The organism is Candidatus Viridilinea mediisalina, assembly GCF_002532535.1.
Taxonomy (GTDB): domain Bacteria; phylum Chloroflexota; class Chloroflexia; order Chloroflexales; family Chloroflexaceae; genus Viridilinea; species Viridilinea mediisalina.
This window is the reverse complement of record NZ_NQWI01000095.1, coordinates 1-19,302: the sequence shown is the minus strand read 5'-3', so window position 1 is coordinate 19,302 and position 19,302 is coordinate 1. Positions and strand designations below refer to the sequence as shown.

Sequence of the window (19,302 nt, the reverse complement as noted above, 5' to 3'; positions counted from 1 at the left end):
TCTAAGAAGCTGTCTGAAAAGCCGGGGGGCACACGCTGGAGTGCCGGCTTTAGCCGGCTAAAGCCGGCACTCCAACGCCAACTCATAGACTTTTCAGACAGCCTCTAAGGGAAGGATAGAGAAACAAGAAACGAGGTTTGCAGCATCAACTTTCCTATTTCCTGTACCCTTCCCTTACGTCAACTCCCGAATCGCAAGGTTGCGAAAGGTCGCGGTGCAGGTACTACCCTGAGCCACAGCGACAAGACCATAGTGGATCGAAGGGGGTGGCGTGGTAAGATCACGCTCAAAGATGGCTTGGCCATTGATCCGCAAAGCGATTGTATTGCCTTCAAGCCGCGCCACAAGGCGATTTTCGGCAGTGGCCCCACGCTTAATGGCGCTACTACGCTCTTCGGCGAGCACATTGGGCCCACTAGCAAGCCGCTGTTCTAGGCGATAATTGCCCTGCTGCGGATTGATGAAGAAGGCCAAATACTCACGCTCCTGGAAGCGCAACATCAGCCCGGCCATACCGCCTTCAATCTGAACATCAACCCCGACCAGATACTCCATGCCAGCGGGGGAGGTACGGTAGGCCCAAATGTGCCCTGCGCCATCAATTGCAACAATCTGGTAGCCATTCGCGGCCAAGCCAACGCTCCAGCCTCGCCCACTGGTAATCGGCCAACCTTGGGCCGTTGAGAAATCGGCACTATAGATAATCCGGCCCTGCTCAGGAATCAGAGTTGGGGTTGGGGTAGCGGGCCGCATGGTAGGGCTCGGTTGCGGCGTTGTGGTTGGCGTAGCACTTGGGGCGGCAGTAGGGCTCGGCGTAGCCGTCGCTTCCGCAGGCGCAGGCGCAGCGGCTTCCGCCTGGGCAGTGGCCGTCTCGCTTGGCTGCGTAGCAACCCCGACGGCAGCGGGGGTCGCCTGCGGATCAGTTCCGACGAAAGGGCGGCGCACCGCCCAACCAGCCGCTCCAAGCCCAGCCAAGAGCAAGGCACCCACCCCACCAAACATCAAAGCCCGGCGGCGACGGTCGGGCACTTGGGCCGCAGCGGGGCGCGCATGGGCAACCACCGCCTCGGCGCGGGCCAGCAGCGCCGAGCTATCGCGGTAGAAGGGGCTAATCTGCACAATCTCGCGCAGCAGATGCAGCGCCTCGTTGTAGCGCCCGGCAACCATATGAGCCTGAGCCTGATCATACAGTTCCGCCAACTGATCGCGTGAGGCCGGTTGTTGCGGTGCGCCAGTCCGAGGTGTACGCGCCGGAGCGGGCTGTGGCGGCGCCGTCGCCGGATCGGGCAGACTGCGATTATAGGTCACCCGTGCGCTAAAATCGGTCAATACCGCATACGCCTCATTAATACGCTGAGCCCGCCGACTGGCATACGCCTGCGCATCAGGCGCAGCGCCAGCAAAGCGATCAGGATGATAGAGCGCCATTTGACGTCGGTAGGCACGCTTGATCTCATCGGCTGTGGCGTTACGAGCAAGCTCTAGCAGAGTGTAGTAATCTAATTGCTCGAAATCATCCATTGCGTCATACCTCCGCACTTACCCTTGAGCGGCCCCACCATGGGCACCACAACTTGCGCATTATAGCATGGGGTGAAGCGTGACGGGGGCAACGTTCAAGTGCGGCAACGACTTCAGCAATGAGTTGAGGCCGAAGAGTCGTTGCCATTGAGCTTGGGGATGCTCAGGATGGCCCTCACCCCCGTCCCCTCTCCCACGTTGTGGGAGAGGGGCGAAGGTACTACCACTGTGTTACCGCTTTACCATTCTCCCGCTTTACCATTCTCCCGCTCTCCCGCTCTCCCGCTTTACCGCTTCACCGTTCTCCCGCTTCACCGTTCTCCCGCTTCCACCGCTCGCAGCACCGCCCGAATGCCTCGTAGTGGAGTTTTGAGTAGCGCTTGGGCGCGGCTGATGTTGAGGGTGCAGTTGCGTGGGCGCGGTGTTGCTTGGCTGGCGCTGAGACCGGCGGGGATGCTGGTGGGGTCGAGGCCCCAGGCGCGGGCGATCAGGGTGCCTAGTTCGTAGCGGCTCACCCGTTCGGCACCGGCAATGTTGAGAATGCCTTGGTAGGGTAGGTCGCACAGTTCAAGGAGGGCGCTGGCGAGGTCTTCGACATAGATGGGACAGCGGTATTCGTCGCTGAAGAGTTGGGCCTGAATTTGGCCTCTGGCTACGTCAAGGGTAAAGCGCGAGATGCGATCAATGGGGTCAAAGCCATAGATCAGTGATGTTCGCACAAGTACCGCCTGGGGATGGGCACTGCTCACGAGGGCTTCGGCGCGAGCTTTGGCCGCGCCATAGGCACTGATTGGCGCAGGTGGATCAGCTTCGTGGTAGGCGCGTTCTGCTTCACCATCAAAGATGACGTCGCTAGACATGTGGATCAGGCGGGCATTACAGCGTGCGGCGGCGGTCGCCACATGGCCCGCCCCGTCTGCCGTAATACTCATGAGATCGGGGCCGGTCTGCTGGAAAGCGGTATGGATCACCAGATCGGGGCGTAGCTCATCGAGCGCCTGAAAGACAGCGAGGTCGTCACGCACATCAAGGGGTAGCCAGATGACGCCTGGCTGTGGGGGTGGCATGTTGGAGTAGTAGGTCGCCGCGACTGTATCGCCCAAAGCGGCACTCTGACGCACGAGGACGCTGCCGAGGTAGCCGGTTCCGCCAGTAATCAGCAGACGACGACTCATGAATCCTCCATTGCCTCAATACGCAGCAGGGCCATGTGGGCCGCTGCTGCGGAGGCTGCCTGTTTATTTGGCCCCTTGCCCTGGCCCCAGACGGTATCGCCCACTAGCACCTCCATCGTAAATTCAAGTTGGTGTGGCGGGCCATGCTTGGCAATCTCGTTGTATTGGGGGGTATGGCCAAAACGCGCCTGAGCGACTTCTTGGAGGCGGGTGCGATAGTTGCTTTGGCCCACGCTGCTCCTCACCTGCTCGATATGGCGTTCAAGGAAGGGCATAACGAAGGCTTGGGCCGTTTCAAGCCCCTGATCGAGGTAGATCGCCCCGACGACTGCTTCAAAGAGATCGGCCAGGAGTGCATCGCGGTTGCGCGTTGCAGCATTGTCTTCACCGCCAGCGATACGGACGTAGGCACCAAGATCAAGTTCGCGCGCAAAGGTAGCCAGGGTGGTTGTGCGCACCAGCGCAGAACGGAGCGCAGTCAAGCCCCCTTCGCTACATTCAGGGTAGCGCGTATAGAGCCAAGCCGCAGTAATAAAATTGAGGATCGAGTCGCCAAGAAACTCGAGCCGCTCGTTAGAACTGAGGCCAGGGATAAGCTGAGGGTGTTCATGCTTAAACGAGCGATGGACAAAGGCACTTTCAAGCAACGTTCCATCGTCAAATGCCACCCCAATCAATGCTTCAAGCCGCTTACTCATAGAACCGGGGGATCATAACGGCGGAAGAGCAGACAGACGTTGTGACCACCGAAACCAAAGGAGTTGTTGAGGACCACATCCACTTGGGCGGGCCGGGGCGCATTGGGCACATAATCGAGATCACATGCGGGGTCGGGCTCTGCGAGGTTGATGGTAGGGGGCAACTGGCCATGCTGGATCGCCAAGATGCTAATCACCGCCTCGACCGCACCGGCAGCCCCCAGGAGGTGGCCAAACTGCGATTTGCTGGCACTAACTGGCGGGGCGCTACCGCGTGGCCCAAAGACCTCTTTAATCGCCGCGCTCTCGACCGGATCGCCCGAAGGGGTGCCAGTCGCGTGGGCATTGATATAGCTCACTTGGCCGTGGGTCAGACCAGCGCGCCGCAACGCGAGGCGAATAGCGCGAGCGATCCCCTCGCCATCCTCAGCCAGATTGGAGATATGGTAGGCATCGGAGGTAGCGGCATAGCCAAGCACCTCAGCCAGAATCGGCGCACCGCGTGCAAGGGCAAACTCAAGGTCTTCAAGGATCAGCGCGCCGGCCCCCTCACCCATCACAAAGCCATCGCGGGCGGCATCAAAGGGACGCGACGCCTGCTCCGGGGCCTCATTGCGCGTCGAGAGCGCCCGCATAGCCTGAAAGCCCGCAATGCCAATCGGGGTAATACTCGCCTCACTGCCCCCCGCAATGATCACCCGTGCCCAGCCACGGCGGATCGTCTCAACCGCCTCACCAATCGCGTGGGCCGAACTGGCACATGCCGACGTAATGCAGAAACTGGGGCCACGGGCGCCGGTCGTAATCGAAACCTGACCAGCAGCCAGATTGGTAATCATGGCAGGAATGAGAAAAGGGCTAATCCGCCCAGGGCCACGGCTATGCAGAATCTCAAGCTGCTCAGAGAGTGTTGCGATCCCACCGATGCCACTGGCAATAAAGACCCCCACCTCATCACGGTTCTGGGTATTAATCTCTAGGCCAGCGTGGTGCAGCGCCTCAGTAGCAGCAGCCACCGCCAACTGCACAAAGCGGTCGGTACGACGCGCCTCCTTCCGATCCATCACCTGGGTCGGATCGAAACCCTTCACCTCAGCAGCGAAGCGTGTGGCGTGGTCGGAGGCATCAAAAAGGGTAATTGGCCCCACCCCACTGCGGGCGGCAAGCACACCCGCCCAAAGTTCGGGCACACTCAAACCAAGGGGGGTCACTGCACCCATGCCGGTTACCACCACACGACGCTCCATAGTGATTGCTCCTTCGATTATGTTTTGCTTCGGGGAGATTATACCATTTATGATTGCAGATTGTAGATTGTAGATTGCCGAACATGGCGTCCCAATGGGCTTTCGCGTTCTTGATAATGCGGCATGTTCAAGGGCAATTGGCATTATACCATAGGGCTTCTTTTGCTTCGGGTTAGGGCAAATTTCGTTGGGGTCTACGCCCACAAAAAAGCGGCGAGGTGGCTTACCTCGCCGCTAAGGATCAACACACGAAAGATCAACTGGGGTGGCTATACCACCGCCTCGGCGAGTGGCGTGACCGCCAACTCAGCCTGACGAGCCTCATCGGTAAGCATCGGGTTGAGCATACGCTGCATGGCCATCACATGCGCACAAGTGCCCCAATTGCGGAAGAACGAGCAATCACAACTCCAGTGGCCATCCTTCAGTTCAATCACATGGTCACTGTTGCCACCATTGAAGGTAGCGCGTAGCTCATTAAACTTGATCCGCTCAGGCTCCTCGGCGTAGCGACGGGCCTTCTCGATCTTGCCAATTAGATCCGAGTGCATTCCGATACCTCCTTAATTATTTGGGTGTGACCAAAATCCGTAAGGCGATGCCCTACAACCTTATCGAACTGATGAAGGGTGCGAGGAAACCTAGTTCCCTCGCGCACCCTAGCTACACATGTTGGTCACACCCTAATTATTTGGGTGTGTGCCTTGGGTAGCATGTGGGAACAACGCACACTCGCTAAACCGTTTCCCACCCCTAAACGCAAGCGGGGCGACATCAGGTGATCATCCTGCGTCGCCCCGGTTACCAAGCTATGCTGTTGCCGACTTCTGCTCCCATAGCTTGCTCCTTTGCATAAGGTTAAGGGATGCTTAACATGCTCTTAGTATACACCGCTGAAGCATGACAAGTCAAGGGATGTTCTCTCCGTTGTACAATTAGCGTTTTGTCGCATTGTGATGCGACAAAACGCTAATACTAGGGTCGTTAGTTTGGTTGTGATTCACTCACTTGAGCCGCTAAGGTATTGGAGTGCATTAAGCTCTTTGGGCAAGAGGTCATCCCGGCTTTTCATCAGTGACGGATCCCAGGTCTAAAGCACCTGGGCTTCAACGTGTGCCACCCCACACGTATCGCGCTACAAGCGAAGGGTTTGGAGACCCCGATGCAGAATGTTGAGCGCCGCATTGTGATCACGTCCCATCACCAGTCCACAAGAGGGGCAGGTATGGGTGCGGTCGCTCAGCGTCTTCTGCACAAGTTTGCCGCAGGAAGAACACATCTTGGATGTGTTGCGGGGGTCTACCAGTACGAGCGTGCGTCCAGCTTCTTCCGCTTTGACGCCCACCATGCTGATGAACTGTGTCCACGCCGCATCTAAGATGCTCTTTCGCATCCCACGGCTGCGCCCCATCTCCAAGGGGGCAAGTTTTTCAAGGGCAATGATTTGGTACGTGTTCACCACCACGCGACTAAGCTTGTGAGCAAAATCGGTGCGCCGGTTCGCAATTCGCTCGTGAATGTGTGCAAGGGCTTTCTTGCGACGGCGGTACTCAGTCCAGTTTTGCTGCTCTTTCGCTTCACTCAATCGCTGCTGTACTCGTTTGAGATCCGCTTCATCGCGGCGGTAGAACCGAGGATTAGGAATCTTCCCTCCATGAGACGTGGTGAGGAACGACTCCAGCCCCACGTCAATCCCGACCATCTGGTCGCTAGGGTGCAATGCTTTTGGCTCAACCACGCACGAAAAGCAAGCGTACCACTTGCCTGTACGCGACCGCTGGATCGTGACGGTCTTAGGCGTCCCTTCAACTGGCCGGTGCAGTACGACATGGACGGCACCAACCTTCGAGAGAATCAGCCGCTCACCGTCTAGTCGCACCCCGTTCCCGTACTGCGGATAGGTGATCGAGTCGTACCGACCGAAGCTCTTGAACCGGGGGTACCCAGGGGTTTCACCCGCCTGTACCCGACGAAAGAAGGCTTGAAATGTGAGATCCACCCGAACCTGGGCATTTTGGAGGACTTGGCTATGCACGAGCTTGAGCGATGGTCGGTCAATCTTCCAGACCGGCAGCATCGCTTGCGTGTCATACAATCGAAGCGACTCACCGCGCTCCTCATACGCTCGCTTGCGTTCAGCAAGCGTCTCGTTGTACACCCAACGGCACTCCTCAAGCTGCTGCTCAAGGATGCGCCGCTGTCCGTTCGTGAGGTAGATACGGTATGTGAACGTCTTTCGCATCAGACGCCCTTCTGGTTTTCAATATACTGTTTGACGACATCAAGGGTGACGGATCCTACGGTAGAGATAAACTTGCTTCGTGTCCAAAGCGTCGGTAGTCGTTTTTTAAGCCAAGGAAACTCTTTGCGTAGCTCATGGGACGTATATCCCTTGATCTTCGCTACAATGCCGATGATACCTTCGCGTGGATCCGCGTCCAACAGGAGATGGACGTGATCAGGCATGATCTCCATTTCCATGATTGTGTATCCATACTCCGCCTGCTTTGCCAGTACCAGTTCCTTCATCCGGGCCGCGATAGGTTCGTTCAGCACCTTCCGGCGATACTTTGCGCAGAAGATGACGAAGCTAAAGCCGCTAAAGCGGGTGAAGCCCTTTTATCCCAGGGCTAAAGCTCCTGGGCTTTACGGGCTATTTCCGTAAGGTTATTGTTAGGGATGGTTTGTGGAGGCTTTACCGTTTGAGAGGACGCGAGGATGCGGGGATGCGAAACCTTCGCCTCACGCATCCTCGCAAGATTGTACAGCTATAAGCGCATTTTTGAAATCTTCCCTAAGTCACCAGACCCATGGCTGGTCTGCTTCATATATGGGTCTGGTGTGGCAAACGACCTGCTAGGTGTGCGCCGAGCAGCCGCCAGGCGTACCGCTACACATCCAACGGCGCGCACCTGGCAGGTCTGAAGGGGGAGCCAACGGCTTATGAGATCTAGCAGGTGGAGCGCGGTAGGCTCTTTGGCGTACCAGAAGTGGCTGCACGCGCCCCACCTGCCAGGTCAGATGCGTTGCGATGGGTGGGGTGTAGGCAGGAAGTACTTTAGAGAACATAATCGGGCTGATGGGCGGCAATCGCACCCACAACCGGCGCACTAGAACCACCAACAGTGACGAGGAGAATGGTGGTCATAGCTCTACTTCTCCTTCTCTTTCCTATTAGGATTACTGGTTGGCTTGAGCCAAAGGATGGTTGTCGCATCTTCCCGTTCGATGCCAATGATCTCGAACCAACGCTGCTGATCCGGCTTAAATGGCCCGCTCTGCTGCTCTTTGGCCACAAGGCCGATCACCTTTTTGGTGTCGGGGTGGGCGGGGTGCTCGATTTTGATGCCGATCTTCGATGGGCCGATGATCTTGCCTCGGAAGACTTCGCCGACCGCAAGCTTGTTTGATCCGGTACTCGCTACGGGCTTGGCGGGTGGCGGTGCAGTGGTGGTGCTGGGCGTTGGCGAAGCAGCTTGGGATGCGTTACTTGTCATTATCTCCGCAGCACTCAAGGTGATGCCCGCAACCTGCGTTGCTAACGGCAGCACCCGCCGATCTTTATACTCGTTAGGATCATTACCGAGGCGTGGGCGCTGGGTGCGTTCGATCTCCATGTAGCGCGTCTGCTCTGGCAGCGGGCCAGGCCAGCCCAAGAGCGCCAAGAGGCAACGTATACGCAGGGTTTCAGCCAGTTTGCTATAGCCGCGCTGCTGCTCTGCGCTCTGTGCTAAGACATACGCTTCAAAAGCCTCAATCGCCTGCTCCTGCTCGCTGCCACTCACTTCATGCTCGCCAAGTGCCCAAGCGCCATCGGCAAAGAGGCTCTGGTAGCGCTCTTCGCGCCTGCTCTGCACCACCCGATAGACCAAGCCGACCGCCCCCATGCCCAAGGGTTTGCCCATGCCCAGTTTGAGGCGATAGGCGGGATCGCTGCCCAAACGTAGCACCCAGAGCAGCGCCCCCAACTCAACTTCACTGAGATTCTCGTAGTGGAGAGTAAACTCAAACTGCACCCCGGCCCGCACCGGATGCATCGCGGTCGTCTGGGTATCACTGGCGGTCTGGAGCTTATCGGCTGGCATGCGTAGCTCCGGTGTAGTCCCTTTGTGCCAGTAGAGCTTATGGCCGCGAATGGCGGTCTCTTCGCCGGGGCGATGGGCGTAGTGCTTCAGCGCAGGTTTAGCACTCTGCGGCTGCACCAAGTAGTGCTGGAAGGTAGTCGGCTTAGGGCCAGTGAGAATGTGGGGGGTGAAGGGCTCGCTGCTCAGCCAAGGATCGCCCTGCCCCTCTATCAACTTGGCATCGCTAACGAAGACGCGACCTGCCACCGCTTGACGCTCAGCATCCGCTTGGCGCTGGCTACGCACCATGCCAAAGATCGCCTCAGCCAGATCGAGATCGGTGTCGCGGTACAACGCTTTCGGCACAAAGTCGCGCGGTGTCGCGGCGCGATCACTACCAGGAAAGCGGTATGGCAGACGGAAATTGGGATTATGACCAAACGCCGTCACCTCGCGCTTGCCCCCTCCCGGCTCACAGTAGAAGACGGGCATGCCCTCGGCCAAGACCCCCAACGGCCCCAGTTGTTCAGCCACAAAACTACTCAAGCCGTTGCAGTAGTCCTCGACCGCCTGGGGCGCAATGGGAATGGGATTGGCTTTGGCTTCGGCATCGGGCACCACCACATGATTCTTGCGCTGCGTGCGCTGACCGGGGCGGCCAGTTTCGAGCATGTTGCCACTCGTGACCAACGTACCAGCATACTCATGCACTCCCGGCGGGCCAATCAGATCCACCACTGTGCGCCCTGCCGGGGTACGCTTATGGGTAAAACTGACCGCGATACGCTGCAAGCGGTAGCTCGGATCGTGCATACGCACCAACCCCAGCGTCGCCGGAATATCGCGCTCACGCACCTTGATAAAGCTATCCGTGCCAAGCGGTTTTGCCGGAACAATCGCCCAACTATCACCCCGTTGCGTGATATAGCCCGCCTTCACATTACGCAACTGTGAACGATAGGGCATCGCCAAGGGATCATCACTCTTCGCCGCCACCGCCCGATAGAAGAAGCGAGGCCGCTCCGTCACCCGCTCCATTTTGCCGTAGCCCACAATCTCAACCAGAGCGCGGAGCATCCCGCGTAGGCTGCTCCCCGGAATGACTGGGCGCTTGGCATCTGCCGTAAAGAAGAACTCTGGAAGATCCTTCGCCTCCAGACCAGCCGCCAACTGCTCAGGCGTCAAGCCGCAACGCACATAGAGCGGACTCGCCGTGGTTAGCACGCACTCAATCCGCCCAGTGAAGCGGTCGGGGTGGTAGCGATCCTGCTCAGGCAGCGCCTCGGCGGGAACGACCTGTTCAGGCAGGGGCACGAAGTTGTAGGGGGCGAGGGCGGCGCGGTCGTCGTCGAGCTTTGGAATGTGGATGGGGGTCATGGGCTTTCTCCTAGATTCTTGCTGATTTTAGGGGAGCGGATTTTGTTCATTGCCCCATTTTTTTGTCATCCTGAGATGCCGTAGGTAGTGCCGACTTTAGTCGGCTTCCCATCGCTGCCAAAGACCTCAGCCGACTAAAGTCGGCACTACGATGCCTACGAACCATGTACTACTCAACCTGACATGCTGCTGAGACACTTAAAAATTTCTGCTTCCCTTAGACGGGCTTGACTGAAACCTGTAGGGCTGCACCCTACAACCCACCGGACTGCGGGAGGATGCGAGGGAACCATGTTCCCTCGCGCACCCCTATTCAGACAACACAAAGTCCTGACCAGCACGAGAGCATGGTCAGGACTGAAATGTATAAGCGTAGTGAGGCAAGTTCAAGTAACGAATCTGCCGTAGCGCCAGAGATGCGGCCAATCCCTGCAGAGCGGGAGGCACTACACTTATGCCCTGTATTCTATCATAACCCATGGGTGTGCATGGTGTGACGTATATTTTCGCATCGAACTCTTGGCGACCGATCACCCTCTGGTTAGACGAACAACTCATCGCATCCCAATGTAGGGGCGTAGCAGCGGCCACGCAGGGAATCGCTCGGTAGCGAGAATCCAAGGCCGCTGCTACGCCCTCCATGTAGCATCCCGCCATCCCATTGCATCTCCATGAGACGATTGACATCAAACAACCGCTGCGTGACATGGTTTCTTTCCGCCCCAGGGCGCAGCAGCGGCCCTGAATTGTTGGGTACCTATACGAATCGGGGAGCCGCTGCTGCGCCCCTACCATCATCTGGTGGATCCTCCAAACCAAGATGCTTCCCCAACAAAGACTCGAGTTACGCCTTTGACACGCTTCGCCGTTGCATGGTACAATCCGCGTGCGGGGATCTTTAGAGATCTTTCGCTCTTTGGTGTCCAAACTTAGTCTACAGGAGATACTGTCATGACCACTAAACCAGAGAGGATTTATTATGTTAAAGCGCATGAAAAACATGCTCCACCGCCATTGGCGTCGTCTCCTTGAAGTAACGAATCGGGTGTGGCGTTCTCGCTGCAAATTGTTCGCTCGCTTTCGCCCTTTCATTAACCGTATAAGATTAGTGATTGGTGTTGTGTCTTTGATCTGTAAAATCATTGAGTTATTCGTGTAACCTTTTGATGTCATGAGCAAATTTCCTGTAACACCTAGCCAAGATGCCAATTCCAACCACACCAGCCTCTCATTACAGAGAGGCTGGTGTTTTTTACCCCACTACCCCGGCGGCTGAAGCTCCACCAACCGACTCGCCACCACGCGCACGACGCCCGTTGCATCCGCTTTGACGTAGTGGCGTACCAACAGTTTGGCCCGCTGTGTATCCTCGTTCGGGTTGAAGGCGAGTGGCGGGGTGTGGCGGATGCCTTGAGCCCCTTCGAGGAGGAGGCTGAAGCCGTCGTTGCTGCGCTCGCGGTGCGTGCCCCAGAGGAGGTAGGTTTCGTCGAAATAGGAGGGAGTCGTATGGCTCTCGTCCGGCTCGTCGTGGCAGAGGTGGGCCTGTAGTCCCTTTGGCCCTTGCCAGAGACGAAGTTCGCCGTTGGGGCCGAAGAGCCGCGCCTGTTGCAAGGTCGCCCGCGCTAGGCGCAGTTCTTGCAGGCCAAGCGCTTCACTTGCGAGCTTGAGTTGCCCCTCGCGCACTTCGCCCCAGATGATGCCGTTGTCGGCATGGGCTAGGAGCCAGCGGAGGCCGTGTTGCACGGCTTGCGCTGTAAGCCATGCCCGTAGGTCGTCGGCGTCGGAGAGCGCCACGTCGCGCCGGGTTGTGCGCTGGTTCGTCTTCAGTTCACGCTTCACTGCTGCGCTCCTTTGGCTTTTGCAACGCGACAACGTAGCTCTCAAACACCGTGCGTGCCTCAGTTGGAAGCTTGAGTTGACCCTCGTCGCTAACGATCTCCCATTCCTGGCCCGCATCATGGATCGTTGCCTTGCAGCCACGCAGCCGCCCGCGGCCCACACTCGACGTGCCGCCAATGGGCAGATCGCCCGTCCAAAGATCTTTGAGCAGCAGCAGCAGCAGCCCCTTATCAGCCTCAGAGGGGTTGTGGATGCTCAACGTCAGGGTAACCGTGCCGCCCACTTGGGGCGCTTCGCTGAAGAGCGCCGTGTCGTAGGCGCCGCCGGTGAAGCGATCAATGGCCACCCGGTTTTGTACGAGCGTGCGCCCGCCCTCTATCTGCGCCTCGTGAACAATCAGGCGGCTGGCGCTTGGCTGCTCATTGGCCCTGCGCTTGTCCATATCGCGCCCGAAGAGGCTGTTCAGGATGGCCTCTTCCTGCCCCGCTGCTACCGTCGTGAGGATGCGCTTGGCGCGTGCCCGCAAGACCCCCGCAAGGCTGGTGCCACTGATGATCGGCTGGCCTGTACCGTCGCGGAGTTGCACCACGTCGGGCTGGTGATCGCCATCATGCAAGGGCTCTGCGGAGCGGATGAGGAGCGGTGTCGCCAGTTCAAAGCTGGCCTCGATGCGGAAGATCTTACGCTTATCCTCTCGCTGAGCATGCACACCGAGGCTGTTATGCACCTGGGCTGGCTGGTAGCCCCACTCGGGATGCTCGGCGCTGAGCCAGGCTAACAGGTCTTCGGGTGAGCGGCGCAGGTTGTACTCCACAACCTGCCACGTCGCAACCGCACAGCGCCCGTAGCCGCGACTCTTGCGGGCACCAAGGGCGATTTCGCCCCGTTGCAGGCCGTCGAGCGCCAAGGCTAAGGCTTCACGGAGCGCGGTCGCCTGATTGCCCTCTTTAGGCAAGAGCAGCTCAAAGCGCAACGGAAAGCTCGTTCCTGGCGGTAAGACCTCAAGGTCATACTTGAAATCTTTCTGTGCCGTGCGCGTTTTGCCATCAATGCGAACGCCGTCGCGGATCTCGGCGAGGGTAAAATCGGCCAGCGCATCGTCAATAATCAGCGGACTCTGCTCGCCCTCGGGATCGCCCTTCACGCCACCAAAGAGTAGTTCGGCAAGGTTTTTCGCACCCCGCTCTTCGGCTTTATAAAACCCCTGCTCATAGGCTAAGAGGTAGTTGCGTAGCGCCCCGGCCAACGAACTGCCCTGGAGCAACGGGAGATCCTCAAGGGCATCGCGCAGGATCGGCAGATCGACGTGGGCACCACGATCGCCATTGCCCAGGTGGGCCGGGCTGGTCAGGGTGAGCGTGCCGCTAACAACGAGACGGGTGGCAACTTCACGTGATGCATGCCACTGGGCTTGGTAGGCTTGCTTCATCGCGCATCCTCCTTCTGCTTCCGCTTGCGTGCAGCGGTGTTGAGCGTCGCTTCGATCACCTGCAGGGTCACGCGCCGCGTGAGGGCTGCATCCGCTGCGGCCTGTTCACCAGCCACCTTGTGCCACTTATGGTGGGGCAGGCTGATCACTTGCCACACCGTTGACGGATTGACAAGCAGCCGCTGTAGCCACGCCCATAGCGTGGTGTTTTGCATGCGCGCCCGTTCAAACTGCTCACGGCCCGCCTGCTTGAACGCATCAAGCTCGGCAAGAACTTCGCTGAGCGGTGCGCCCGTGCGGGCGGCGCGGCGCAGCAGCACACGCACGCGGCCCAGTTGGCTATTGGCCGGAAATTGGTTCTTCTCCGGATCAACCTCATCGCGGACAAAGCGGGCAAGCGCCTGTTCAATCTGCGCTTCCAGCAGCCGTCGCGCCATCTGGCGGGCCAGGGCTTGCGAATTGGCACTCAGCTTCGGCTTATCCTGCGGCGGCAGCAGATCGCAAGTCTCACCAATTGAAGCCTGAAACACATTCGCCTCCAGCCAATTGAACACGATCCGCCCAAAGCCCTCCGTGCGCCGCTCGCCGATGCCCTGCGCCTCTAGGCGTGCAAGCGTCGCCGCATCAACCGCTTGGGCCAGCGTAAAGCTCACCGTGCTGCCCGCCGCCAGGCTGTAGCTTTGGGCCAGCGGTGCTTGGGCGGTGCGGTTGAAGCCGCCACTGATCGTGGTGGCACTAAAAGATCGTGCTGCATCAACATGCTTAATGGCGAAACCAAGATAGGACTCAAGCATGTCCTTATCAAGCATGTCCTTATCAAGCATGTCCTTAGACCATGTCAACGCATAGTGGCCCTGCTTATCACGCAGGATGGCATCACTGAGCAGCGTCAGGGTCACCCTATCGTCGGCCTTCAGGCGTGGTGCAGGTAGCGCAACTTCACGCCACGACGAAGTGGAAAGCTCTTCATCAATCTTGATGTATACCCGACCATAACCCGCGCTACGTGCCCGTCCGAGCCAGGCCTGTCCCTCCAACATGGCTTTGATCGTGGCGGCATCCGCAGCATCTTCGGTCAAAATCACCCCGGCAAAGCACTGGTCAGCGGCGAGTGCTTCATACTGAAAGATTTCACCCTTCTTCTTCGTGGATCGCCCCTTGTGCGGATCGCGCGCAACATGTACCGTGAGCCGCTTCTGTGGAGGGGCGAGCAAGGTCAGATCCTCTTCATTGAGCGTGCAGAAGGGCTTGCCGACCCACTTGAGTTGGTCGTTGCCCGCCGCCTCAGCCCGATTGAAATCTTTGTGGGCCGCATTATGCACCTCAAGGCCATCTTCCTTATCATCACCTTTGCGCTTCAACAGCGGCAGCGGCGTGGGTAGGCTTCGTTCTTCATTTCTCGTAAGCGGATAGGCGTGCAGATAGCGTGTTGTTGCAGTGAAAAAGAGCCTGCGGCATGCGGTATCGTGAACAACCTCATGCTCGTGCAGTTTAGGGTGCTGTTGCATGTAGCGATGCACCAACATGCCCCGAATGAGACTCCCAGGGATATAGTCGAAAGAGACGCTATTGTTGGGATCGCCCATGATCTGGGTTGCCAGCAGCGGCTCTTGAAGCCGCAGGCGATAGGTGATTACCTGCATGCGCGTACCTCCTCAGCGAAACGGGCAAAGCAACTCTCGGTGAAACTAGTAGCACCTAGATCGTCTTGGTTCTCATGGAGCAGCAGGGCGAGTCGCCCGCGTCCGCGATTGCGCCCACTGCCCCCACGCCGCACGCCGAGCGCACAGGCCGCCAACAGCGCCAAGCTCTTCTCATCCGGTGCTTGGCTAAAATGGATCGGCGCAACGAGCATCGTCCCACGGATCAGGGCGCGTAGCGCCCGCAGCGAATGCTGCTCCGGCGCACCATCCTTGGCATCAAGCGCCGTCTGGCGGCGAATGGTCGTCAGTGCAGCCAGGATCTGTGAAGAGGTGAGTTTCTTGTCGGTCACCAGCGCGGCACGCAGATCAGCGGGCAGCGTTGCCGCGCCAAGGTGCATGTGGCTATGCTCTTCTCCTTGCGTTACGCCACTCACGCCAAAGAGCTTGACCGCCAGCGCATCAAGCGGCTGGGCATCCTTGGTCTGGCCATAGAGCGCAAAGCGCAGATTGGCCCACTCCTCCACCAGCAAGCCCTTTACGCTCCGCCCGCTGACGAAGGGGATGCCATCCTGGTCGTGTTCAATCTCGACATCCACCAGCCCCGCCAGCCCCGCACCGCGCCCGAAGGTGCCATCACTCTGGAGCATCACACTCAGGTAGTAGGTTGCCATCAGCCCTCCTCTGTCAATGGCAGGTAGAAGTCCAACGCCTCAATCGCGTCGAAGTAGCCGCAATGATTGCCGTACCAGCCCTTTTCTTGGAGATCCGGCTTTGTCTGGTCTAGCTCAGGCAGAAGCGGTATGTTGAAAGCTATCCGAAAACGCTCTACCGCGTTCGCACCCTCACGCAACACCTCGCGCAATTGCTTCACCTTGTTGCGCCGCTCGCGCCATAGAGAATTGTTGTTAGCGCGAAAAAGCTCTGGGCCGCGCCGCTTGGCTTCGACAAGCTCAGCCAGCGGCGCGGTGGCTGAACCCTGAGCTTGTCGAAGGGTCGAAGCCCCCGCGCCACCCCCATCAAGACCGAGGCTTTCTCGCGCTAACGAATTGTTCTGGAACGATCGGATGGTGCGATCAAAAGCGTCCCAACCGTACCAAGTTGGCCCAAGCACCCCTGCGCGTAGCCCAACTGGACGCAGGTAGAGTGGGCGCTTCCCCTCGTTATCGTGATATTCGCGCTCACGGATCTGTTGGATTGTGCCGCCGATGCCACTCATCGCAAAGTGCCAATCAAGCGCCGAGGCATCGCCACATTCAGCTTTACGCAACTGCTGCTTCGCCCCTTTGCACAACGCCTCAGCCAATTCATAGGCGCGCACAAAGGGGTAGCGCGTCTTCACAATAGCGACGCCAGCGCAGGCATAGGCTTGGCCAAGCTTTGTCTGCGCCTGCGTCACCCGCTCCCACTCCTCTAGGTAGATACGGGCGAGGCTCAGGCCAATGCGCCCATCGCAGACAAAAGTCACATCATCGCCCCCGTAGACAATTGGGCGGAAGGGGAGGTTGCGCTCACCGTTATTGGTGGGATCTTCGAGGCCCTTTACGAAAGCTCTCATCTCCTCACTTTGATCAAGGTCAAATCTTGCAATCATGCGCTGAACCGTCGCCTTCAGCGCTTGCATTCCCGCCTGATCAACCGCAATCGAGAGATCACGTAAGGCGTTGAGGCAGTCACGATTCTTTTTAGCACCGCTACGCTTTTCAATCTCCTTCTGAAAGCGTTTACCCATGCCATTGCCATCGGCATGGACAACCGCAATGTAGCGCATCTCATCGCGGCTGCCGCCCAGATCGTCAAAGTCGGGGGGGATGTTGTAGCCGGTGATCAGTTCACCAAATATCTGCTCAAAACGCGCTCGAGCCGCATCACGATAATCATGTTTCGCCAGGACTTCCGCACTAACTGCGCGAGGGGTGTCATCCTGCCCCTGGCGCTCTGTAAAGCCCACCGCAGGCAACCCCGTCGCCGCACACTCCAGCGTCACCCCCAGACTCAACAGGGGCGCAGATGGGCGGCGCTGCTGCTTGGCTTGATTAAGCGTCTGGTAGAGCCGGTAGTGAACGCCCTCTTTCTCGCCCCCAATCGACTCCTCATTCCAGTTAAATTCTTGATGCGCCACCGCAATCTCAATGCCGGGTGCCGCACAAAGAATCCTCTGGCTCAACTTCGTGATTGTCGCACGGGCCAGATCACCCGTGCGAAAGAGAATCAGCACATTCCCCCCGCCACAGAGGACCACCTCCGCATCGAGCGTCGCATCCTCTTCCAAAAAGCGTTGCCGATCAATCGTGAGCGCATTGCGCCCCTCTTGCAAATTATGGCGACCCACAGGTAGCGCATCACGCAGCCACGCGGTCGTCGCCTGATGCACCAACTGCGAGGCGCCCACATTCTCAGCGAGGCGGTTGCTGCCAAAGATGTAGTGCTGGATGCCCGTCACATCAACCACGGTCAGGGTGTATTTTGCTTCCATCTTGTCTCCTAACTACTCGCGTAGGGCTGAGCGGTAGGGTGGGGTTTTGGGAGGGCCAAGCCCTCCCAAGCCCTCCCGTGGGGCTATGCGTCGATCCAAGTGGCAAGGCGCTCCTTGAGATAGGGCAGATCGGCGCGACCAAAGACTTGGAGGCGCTTGCCGAGTACGTCTGCAATCTCTTTCTCTAGCTCTGATGCTGACGTATAGCAGCAAACGAGACAGACACTGGCTTCTGCACCACCAATCTGCTCAGCACGGATGGCGGCTTCGAGCAGTTTCGACTTGCAAATTCCTTTGTCATCTGAGGTTGTGCAAGATACAACAAAGAGGCGATAACCACGAGTGAAAGCAACATCGATCTGAATCTGCTGACTCAAAGATGTGCCATCAGATGTCTTGACTGTGATCTTTGCTTGAATATCCCGTACAAGATCGCCAATCAATAGCGGATCTTGCTCACGCAGAACCTGAAGCACCTGCATCACTGCCGTCTCCAACCACTCGCCCTCCATCTCCTTCCCGAGTTCAGCTAAATTGCGAAAAGCCTTCGCCTCAGCTTTTCTTAGATCGTCCAACGTCTCGATGGCAACCCCTTTGGTATCCTCTCTGATTGCTGTCCAGACGGCTTGAAAGGCTTCTGGAATAACCAACTCACGATCCTGTTTCTTGCGCCAAGTGCGCCGCTTGTACTCGCGAGCCACAAAGGTCTCCCGCACCCACGCCTTCCAATCTTCATCAGTCAGCGCACTGTCTAGCTCTGCTTCTGGCCAGGCTGGCTCAGTAAAAAAGAGCGTCGCAAGCCAAGCCTGCCATTGATTAGCAAGCTCTTTGTTGCTGTGGAGACGCAGAAGAGCCTGTGCCGTCGCGGGCCAAAATGGCTCTCGATGCATGGAATGTTCACGGCTATGCAAGCTTAGGATCTGATCTACTTTAAGTGAAAGTAGATCGCCTACATACACTGAATCTGGATCATTGACATAGCCCTCAATCTGCAACGTCAGACTGCGCGCATCGAGGTAACTGAACTGCACCTTCAAGTTCCCATCCTGTTCAAGCGCCCGATACGCATGCACAGCCATAGCCTTGGTGCCACCAGTATAGTTCAAACCAATCACGCCTGGCAAGCCCTGAGCTTGCTTATGAACTATGTTGCAAATATTGGAGGGACTTGCCTCATCAAGTTGTCTTGACTGAAAATGTTGAAAGCCATCGGCTTGCAATACACGTTGCAGCGCATCACAAACAGGCGCAGTCCCCTCGGAATAGAACAGCCAGATCTTCGTAGTGGTCGGATCTTTCGCCAACAACCGCGCCGCCACATAGTTGGGCAACGGATTCCCGCCAATCAGCAGGAAGAGATTGTCTACTTGGTACGGCTTGAGATCGATCATGGTGCTACCTTTCTGATGAACTGTGTTACCCCTCCAGTATACCCACACGGGCGGGCGCAAATGCGCGGGGTTGTGATCAGACGGATTATAGACGCAAAGGCGCAAAGTCTTGGTTAGCGCGAAAAAGCTCAGATTTCTTCTGGGTGCGCGGGCCGGAGGCCCGCGCACCCAGCATGTTGCTTACCCCAACTCTAAAAAGTTAGGGAAGCAGAAATTGTTACGTATCCCAGCAGCCTGTCATGCTGAATGGTACATGATTCACAATCATTGTAGTGCCGACTTTAGTCGGCTGAGGTCTTTGGCAGCGATGGGAAGCCGACTAATGGTCTTCCAGTAAATAATCCGCTAACCAGACCTCGCAGATCTGGCATATCTATCAGGTCTAGCCCGTGCCGCGACACCGGATTAATTTCTGGAAGACCATAAGTCGGCACTACCTAACGGC

At 57.8% G+C, this 19,302-nt stretch carries 14 protein-coding genes; all 14 read right to left on the bottom strand.

Annotated features, from left to right (window positions below):
* Window positions 1–174 precede the first annotated feature (174 nt).
* The 14 genes from CJ255_RS16390 to CJ255_RS24030 all read right to left on the bottom strand — a co-directional run bounded on the left by CJ255_RS16390 (window position 175) and on the right by CJ255_RS24030 (window position 18,857).
* Window positions 175–1,521, bottom strand: coding sequence for a J domain-containing protein (locus CJ255_RS16390; protein ID WP_097645178.1), 1,347 nt, complete (start codon window positions 1,519–1,521; stop codon window positions 175–177).
* 311 nt (window positions 1,522–1,832) lie between these two features.
* Window positions 1,833–2,696 (bottom strand): SDR family oxidoreductase, encoded by an 864-nt coding sequence (locus CJ255_RS16385; protein WP_097645177.1) that lies wholly within the window; start codon window positions 2,694–2,696, stop codon window positions 1,833–1,835.
* The gene (rnc, locus tag CJ255_RS16380) at window positions 2,693–3,394 is read right to left on the bottom strand and encodes a ribonuclease III (protein WP_097645176.1); all 702 of its coding nucleotides are present in this window, start codon (window positions 3,392–3,394) and stop codon (window positions 2,693–2,695) included. The genes CJ255_RS16385 and rnc overlap by 4 nt, the downstream gene beginning before the upstream one ends.
* The gene (gene fabF, locus CJ255_RS16375; protein ID WP_097645175.1) at window positions 3,391–4,641 is read right to left on the bottom strand and encodes a beta-ketoacyl-ACP synthase II; all 1,251 of its coding nucleotides are present in this window, start codon (window positions 4,639–4,641) and stop codon (window positions 3,391–3,393) included. The genes rnc and fabF overlap by 4 nt, the downstream gene beginning before the upstream one ends.
* A gap of 269 nt (window positions 4,642–4,910) precedes the next feature.
* The gene (locus CJ255_RS16370) at window positions 4,911–5,192 is read right to left on the bottom strand and encodes a hypothetical protein (protein WP_097645174.1); all 282 of its coding nucleotides are present in this window, start codon (window positions 5,190–5,192) and stop codon (window positions 4,911–4,913) included.
* Between the two features lie 584 nt (window positions 5,193–5,776).
* On the bottom strand, window positions 5,777–6,883 hold the full coding sequence (locus tag CJ255_RS16365; protein WP_097645173.1) for an RNA-guided endonuclease InsQ/TnpB family protein: 1,107 nt from the start codon (window positions 6,881–6,883) through the stop codon (window positions 5,777–5,779).
* Window positions 6,883–7,224, bottom strand: a complete 342-nt coding sequence (gene tnpA, locus CJ255_RS16360; RefSeq protein ID WP_097645172.1) for an IS200/IS605 family transposase — start codon at window positions 7,222–7,224, stop codon at window positions 6,883–6,885. The genes CJ255_RS16365 and tnpA overlap by 1 nt, the downstream gene beginning before the upstream one ends.
* 569 nt (window positions 7,225–7,793) lie before the next feature.
* Window positions 7,794–10,082 carry a TIGR03986 family type III CRISPR-associated RAMP protein gene (locus tag CJ255_RS16355; RefSeq protein WP_097645171.1) on the bottom strand — a complete coding sequence of 763 codons (2,289 nt, stop codon included), beginning with the start codon at window positions 10,080–10,082 and terminating at the stop codon, window positions 7,794–7,796.
* 1,260 nt (window positions 10,083–11,342) lie between these two features.
* Entirely contained in the window at window positions 11,343–11,921 is a 579-nt protein-coding gene (gene csx19 / locus CJ255_RS16345) for a type III-D CRISPR-associated protein Csx19 (protein ID WP_165774755.1), read from the bottom strand.
* Window positions 11,911–13,350 carry an RAMP superfamily CRISPR-associated protein gene (locus tag CJ255_RS16340; protein WP_097645168.1) on the bottom strand — a complete coding sequence of 480 codons (1,440 nt, stop codon included), beginning with the start codon at window positions 13,348–13,350 and terminating at the stop codon, window positions 11,911–11,913. Before CJ255_RS16340 ends, csx19 begins: the two co-directional genes overlap by 11 nt.
* Window positions 13,347–14,993 (bottom strand): RAMP superfamily CRISPR-associated protein, encoded by a 1,647-nt coding sequence (locus CJ255_RS16335; RefSeq protein ID WP_097645167.1) that lies wholly within the window; start codon window positions 14,991–14,993, stop codon window positions 13,347–13,349. Before CJ255_RS16335 ends, CJ255_RS16340 begins: the two co-directional genes overlap by 4 nt.
* Window positions 14,984–15,664 carry an RAMP superfamily CRISPR-associated protein gene (locus CJ255_RS16330; RefSeq protein ID WP_097645166.1) on the bottom strand — a complete coding sequence of 227 codons (681 nt, stop codon included), beginning with the start codon at window positions 15,662–15,664 and terminating at the stop codon, window positions 14,984–14,986. The genes CJ255_RS16335 and CJ255_RS16330 overlap by 10 nt, the downstream gene beginning before the upstream one ends.
* Complete coding sequence (locus CJ255_RS16325; protein ID WP_097645165.1) at window positions 15,664–17,466, bottom strand: Cas10/Cmr2 second palm domain-containing protein; 1,803 nt, start codon at window positions 17,464–17,466, stop codon at window positions 15,664–15,666. Before CJ255_RS16325 ends, CJ255_RS16330 begins: the two co-directional genes overlap by 1 nt.
* A gap of 83 nt (window positions 17,467–17,549) precedes the next feature.
* Window positions 17,550–18,857, bottom strand: a complete 1,308-nt coding sequence (locus tag CJ255_RS24030; RefSeq protein ID WP_097645164.1) for a PDDEXK family nuclease — start codon at window positions 18,855–18,857, stop codon at window positions 17,550–17,552.
* Window positions 18,858–19,302 lie beyond the last annotated feature (445 nt).

Excerpts from the sequence above, each read along its gene's own strand:
- rnc (WP_097645176.1), bottom strand. The coding sequence starts at position 3,394 with ATGAGTAAGCGGCTTGAAGCATTGATTGGGGTGGCATTTGACGATGGA.
- CJ255_RS24030 (WP_097645164.1), bottom strand. The coding sequence starts at position 18,857 with ATGATCGATCTCAAGCCGTACCAAGTAGACAATCTCTTCCTGCTGATT.
- fabF (WP_097645175.1), bottom strand. The coding sequence starts at position 4,641 with ATGGAGCGTCGTGTGGTGGTAACCGGCATGGGTGCAGTGACCCCCCTT.
- CJ255_RS16385 (WP_097645177.1), bottom strand. The coding sequence starts at position 2,696 with ATGAGTCGTCGTCTGCTGATTACTGGCGGAACCGGCTACCTCGGCAGC.
- CJ255_RS16325 (WP_097645165.1), bottom strand. The coding sequence starts at position 17,466 with ATGGAAGCAAAATACACCCTGACCGTGGTTGATGTGACGGGCATCCAG.
- CJ255_RS16335 (WP_097645167.1), bottom strand. The coding sequence starts at position 14,993 with ATGCAGGTAATCACCTATCGCCTGCGGCTTCAAGAGCCGCTGCTGGCA.
- CJ255_RS16370 (WP_097645174.1), bottom strand. The coding sequence starts at position 5,192 with ATGCACTCGGATCTAATTGGCAAGATCGAGAAGGCCCGTCGCTACGCC.
- CJ255_RS16355 (WP_097645171.1), bottom strand. The coding sequence starts at position 10,082 with ATGACCCCCATCCACATTCCAAAGCTCGACGACGACCGCGCCGCCCTC.
- CJ255_RS16340 (WP_097645168.1), bottom strand. The coding sequence starts at position 13,350 with ATGAAGCAAGCCTACCAAGCCCAGTGGCATGCATCACGTGAAGTTGCC.
- CJ255_RS16365 (WP_097645173.1), bottom strand. The coding sequence starts at position 6,883 with ATGCGAAAGACGTTCACATACCGTATCTACCTCACGAACGGACAGCGG.
- CJ255_RS16330 (WP_097645166.1), bottom strand. The coding sequence starts at position 15,664 with ATGGCAACCTACTACCTGAGTGTGATGCTCCAGAGTGATGGCACCTTC.
- CJ255_RS16390 (WP_097645178.1), bottom strand. The coding sequence starts at position 1,521 with ATGGATGATTTCGAGCAATTAGATTACTACACTCTGCTAGAGCTTGCT.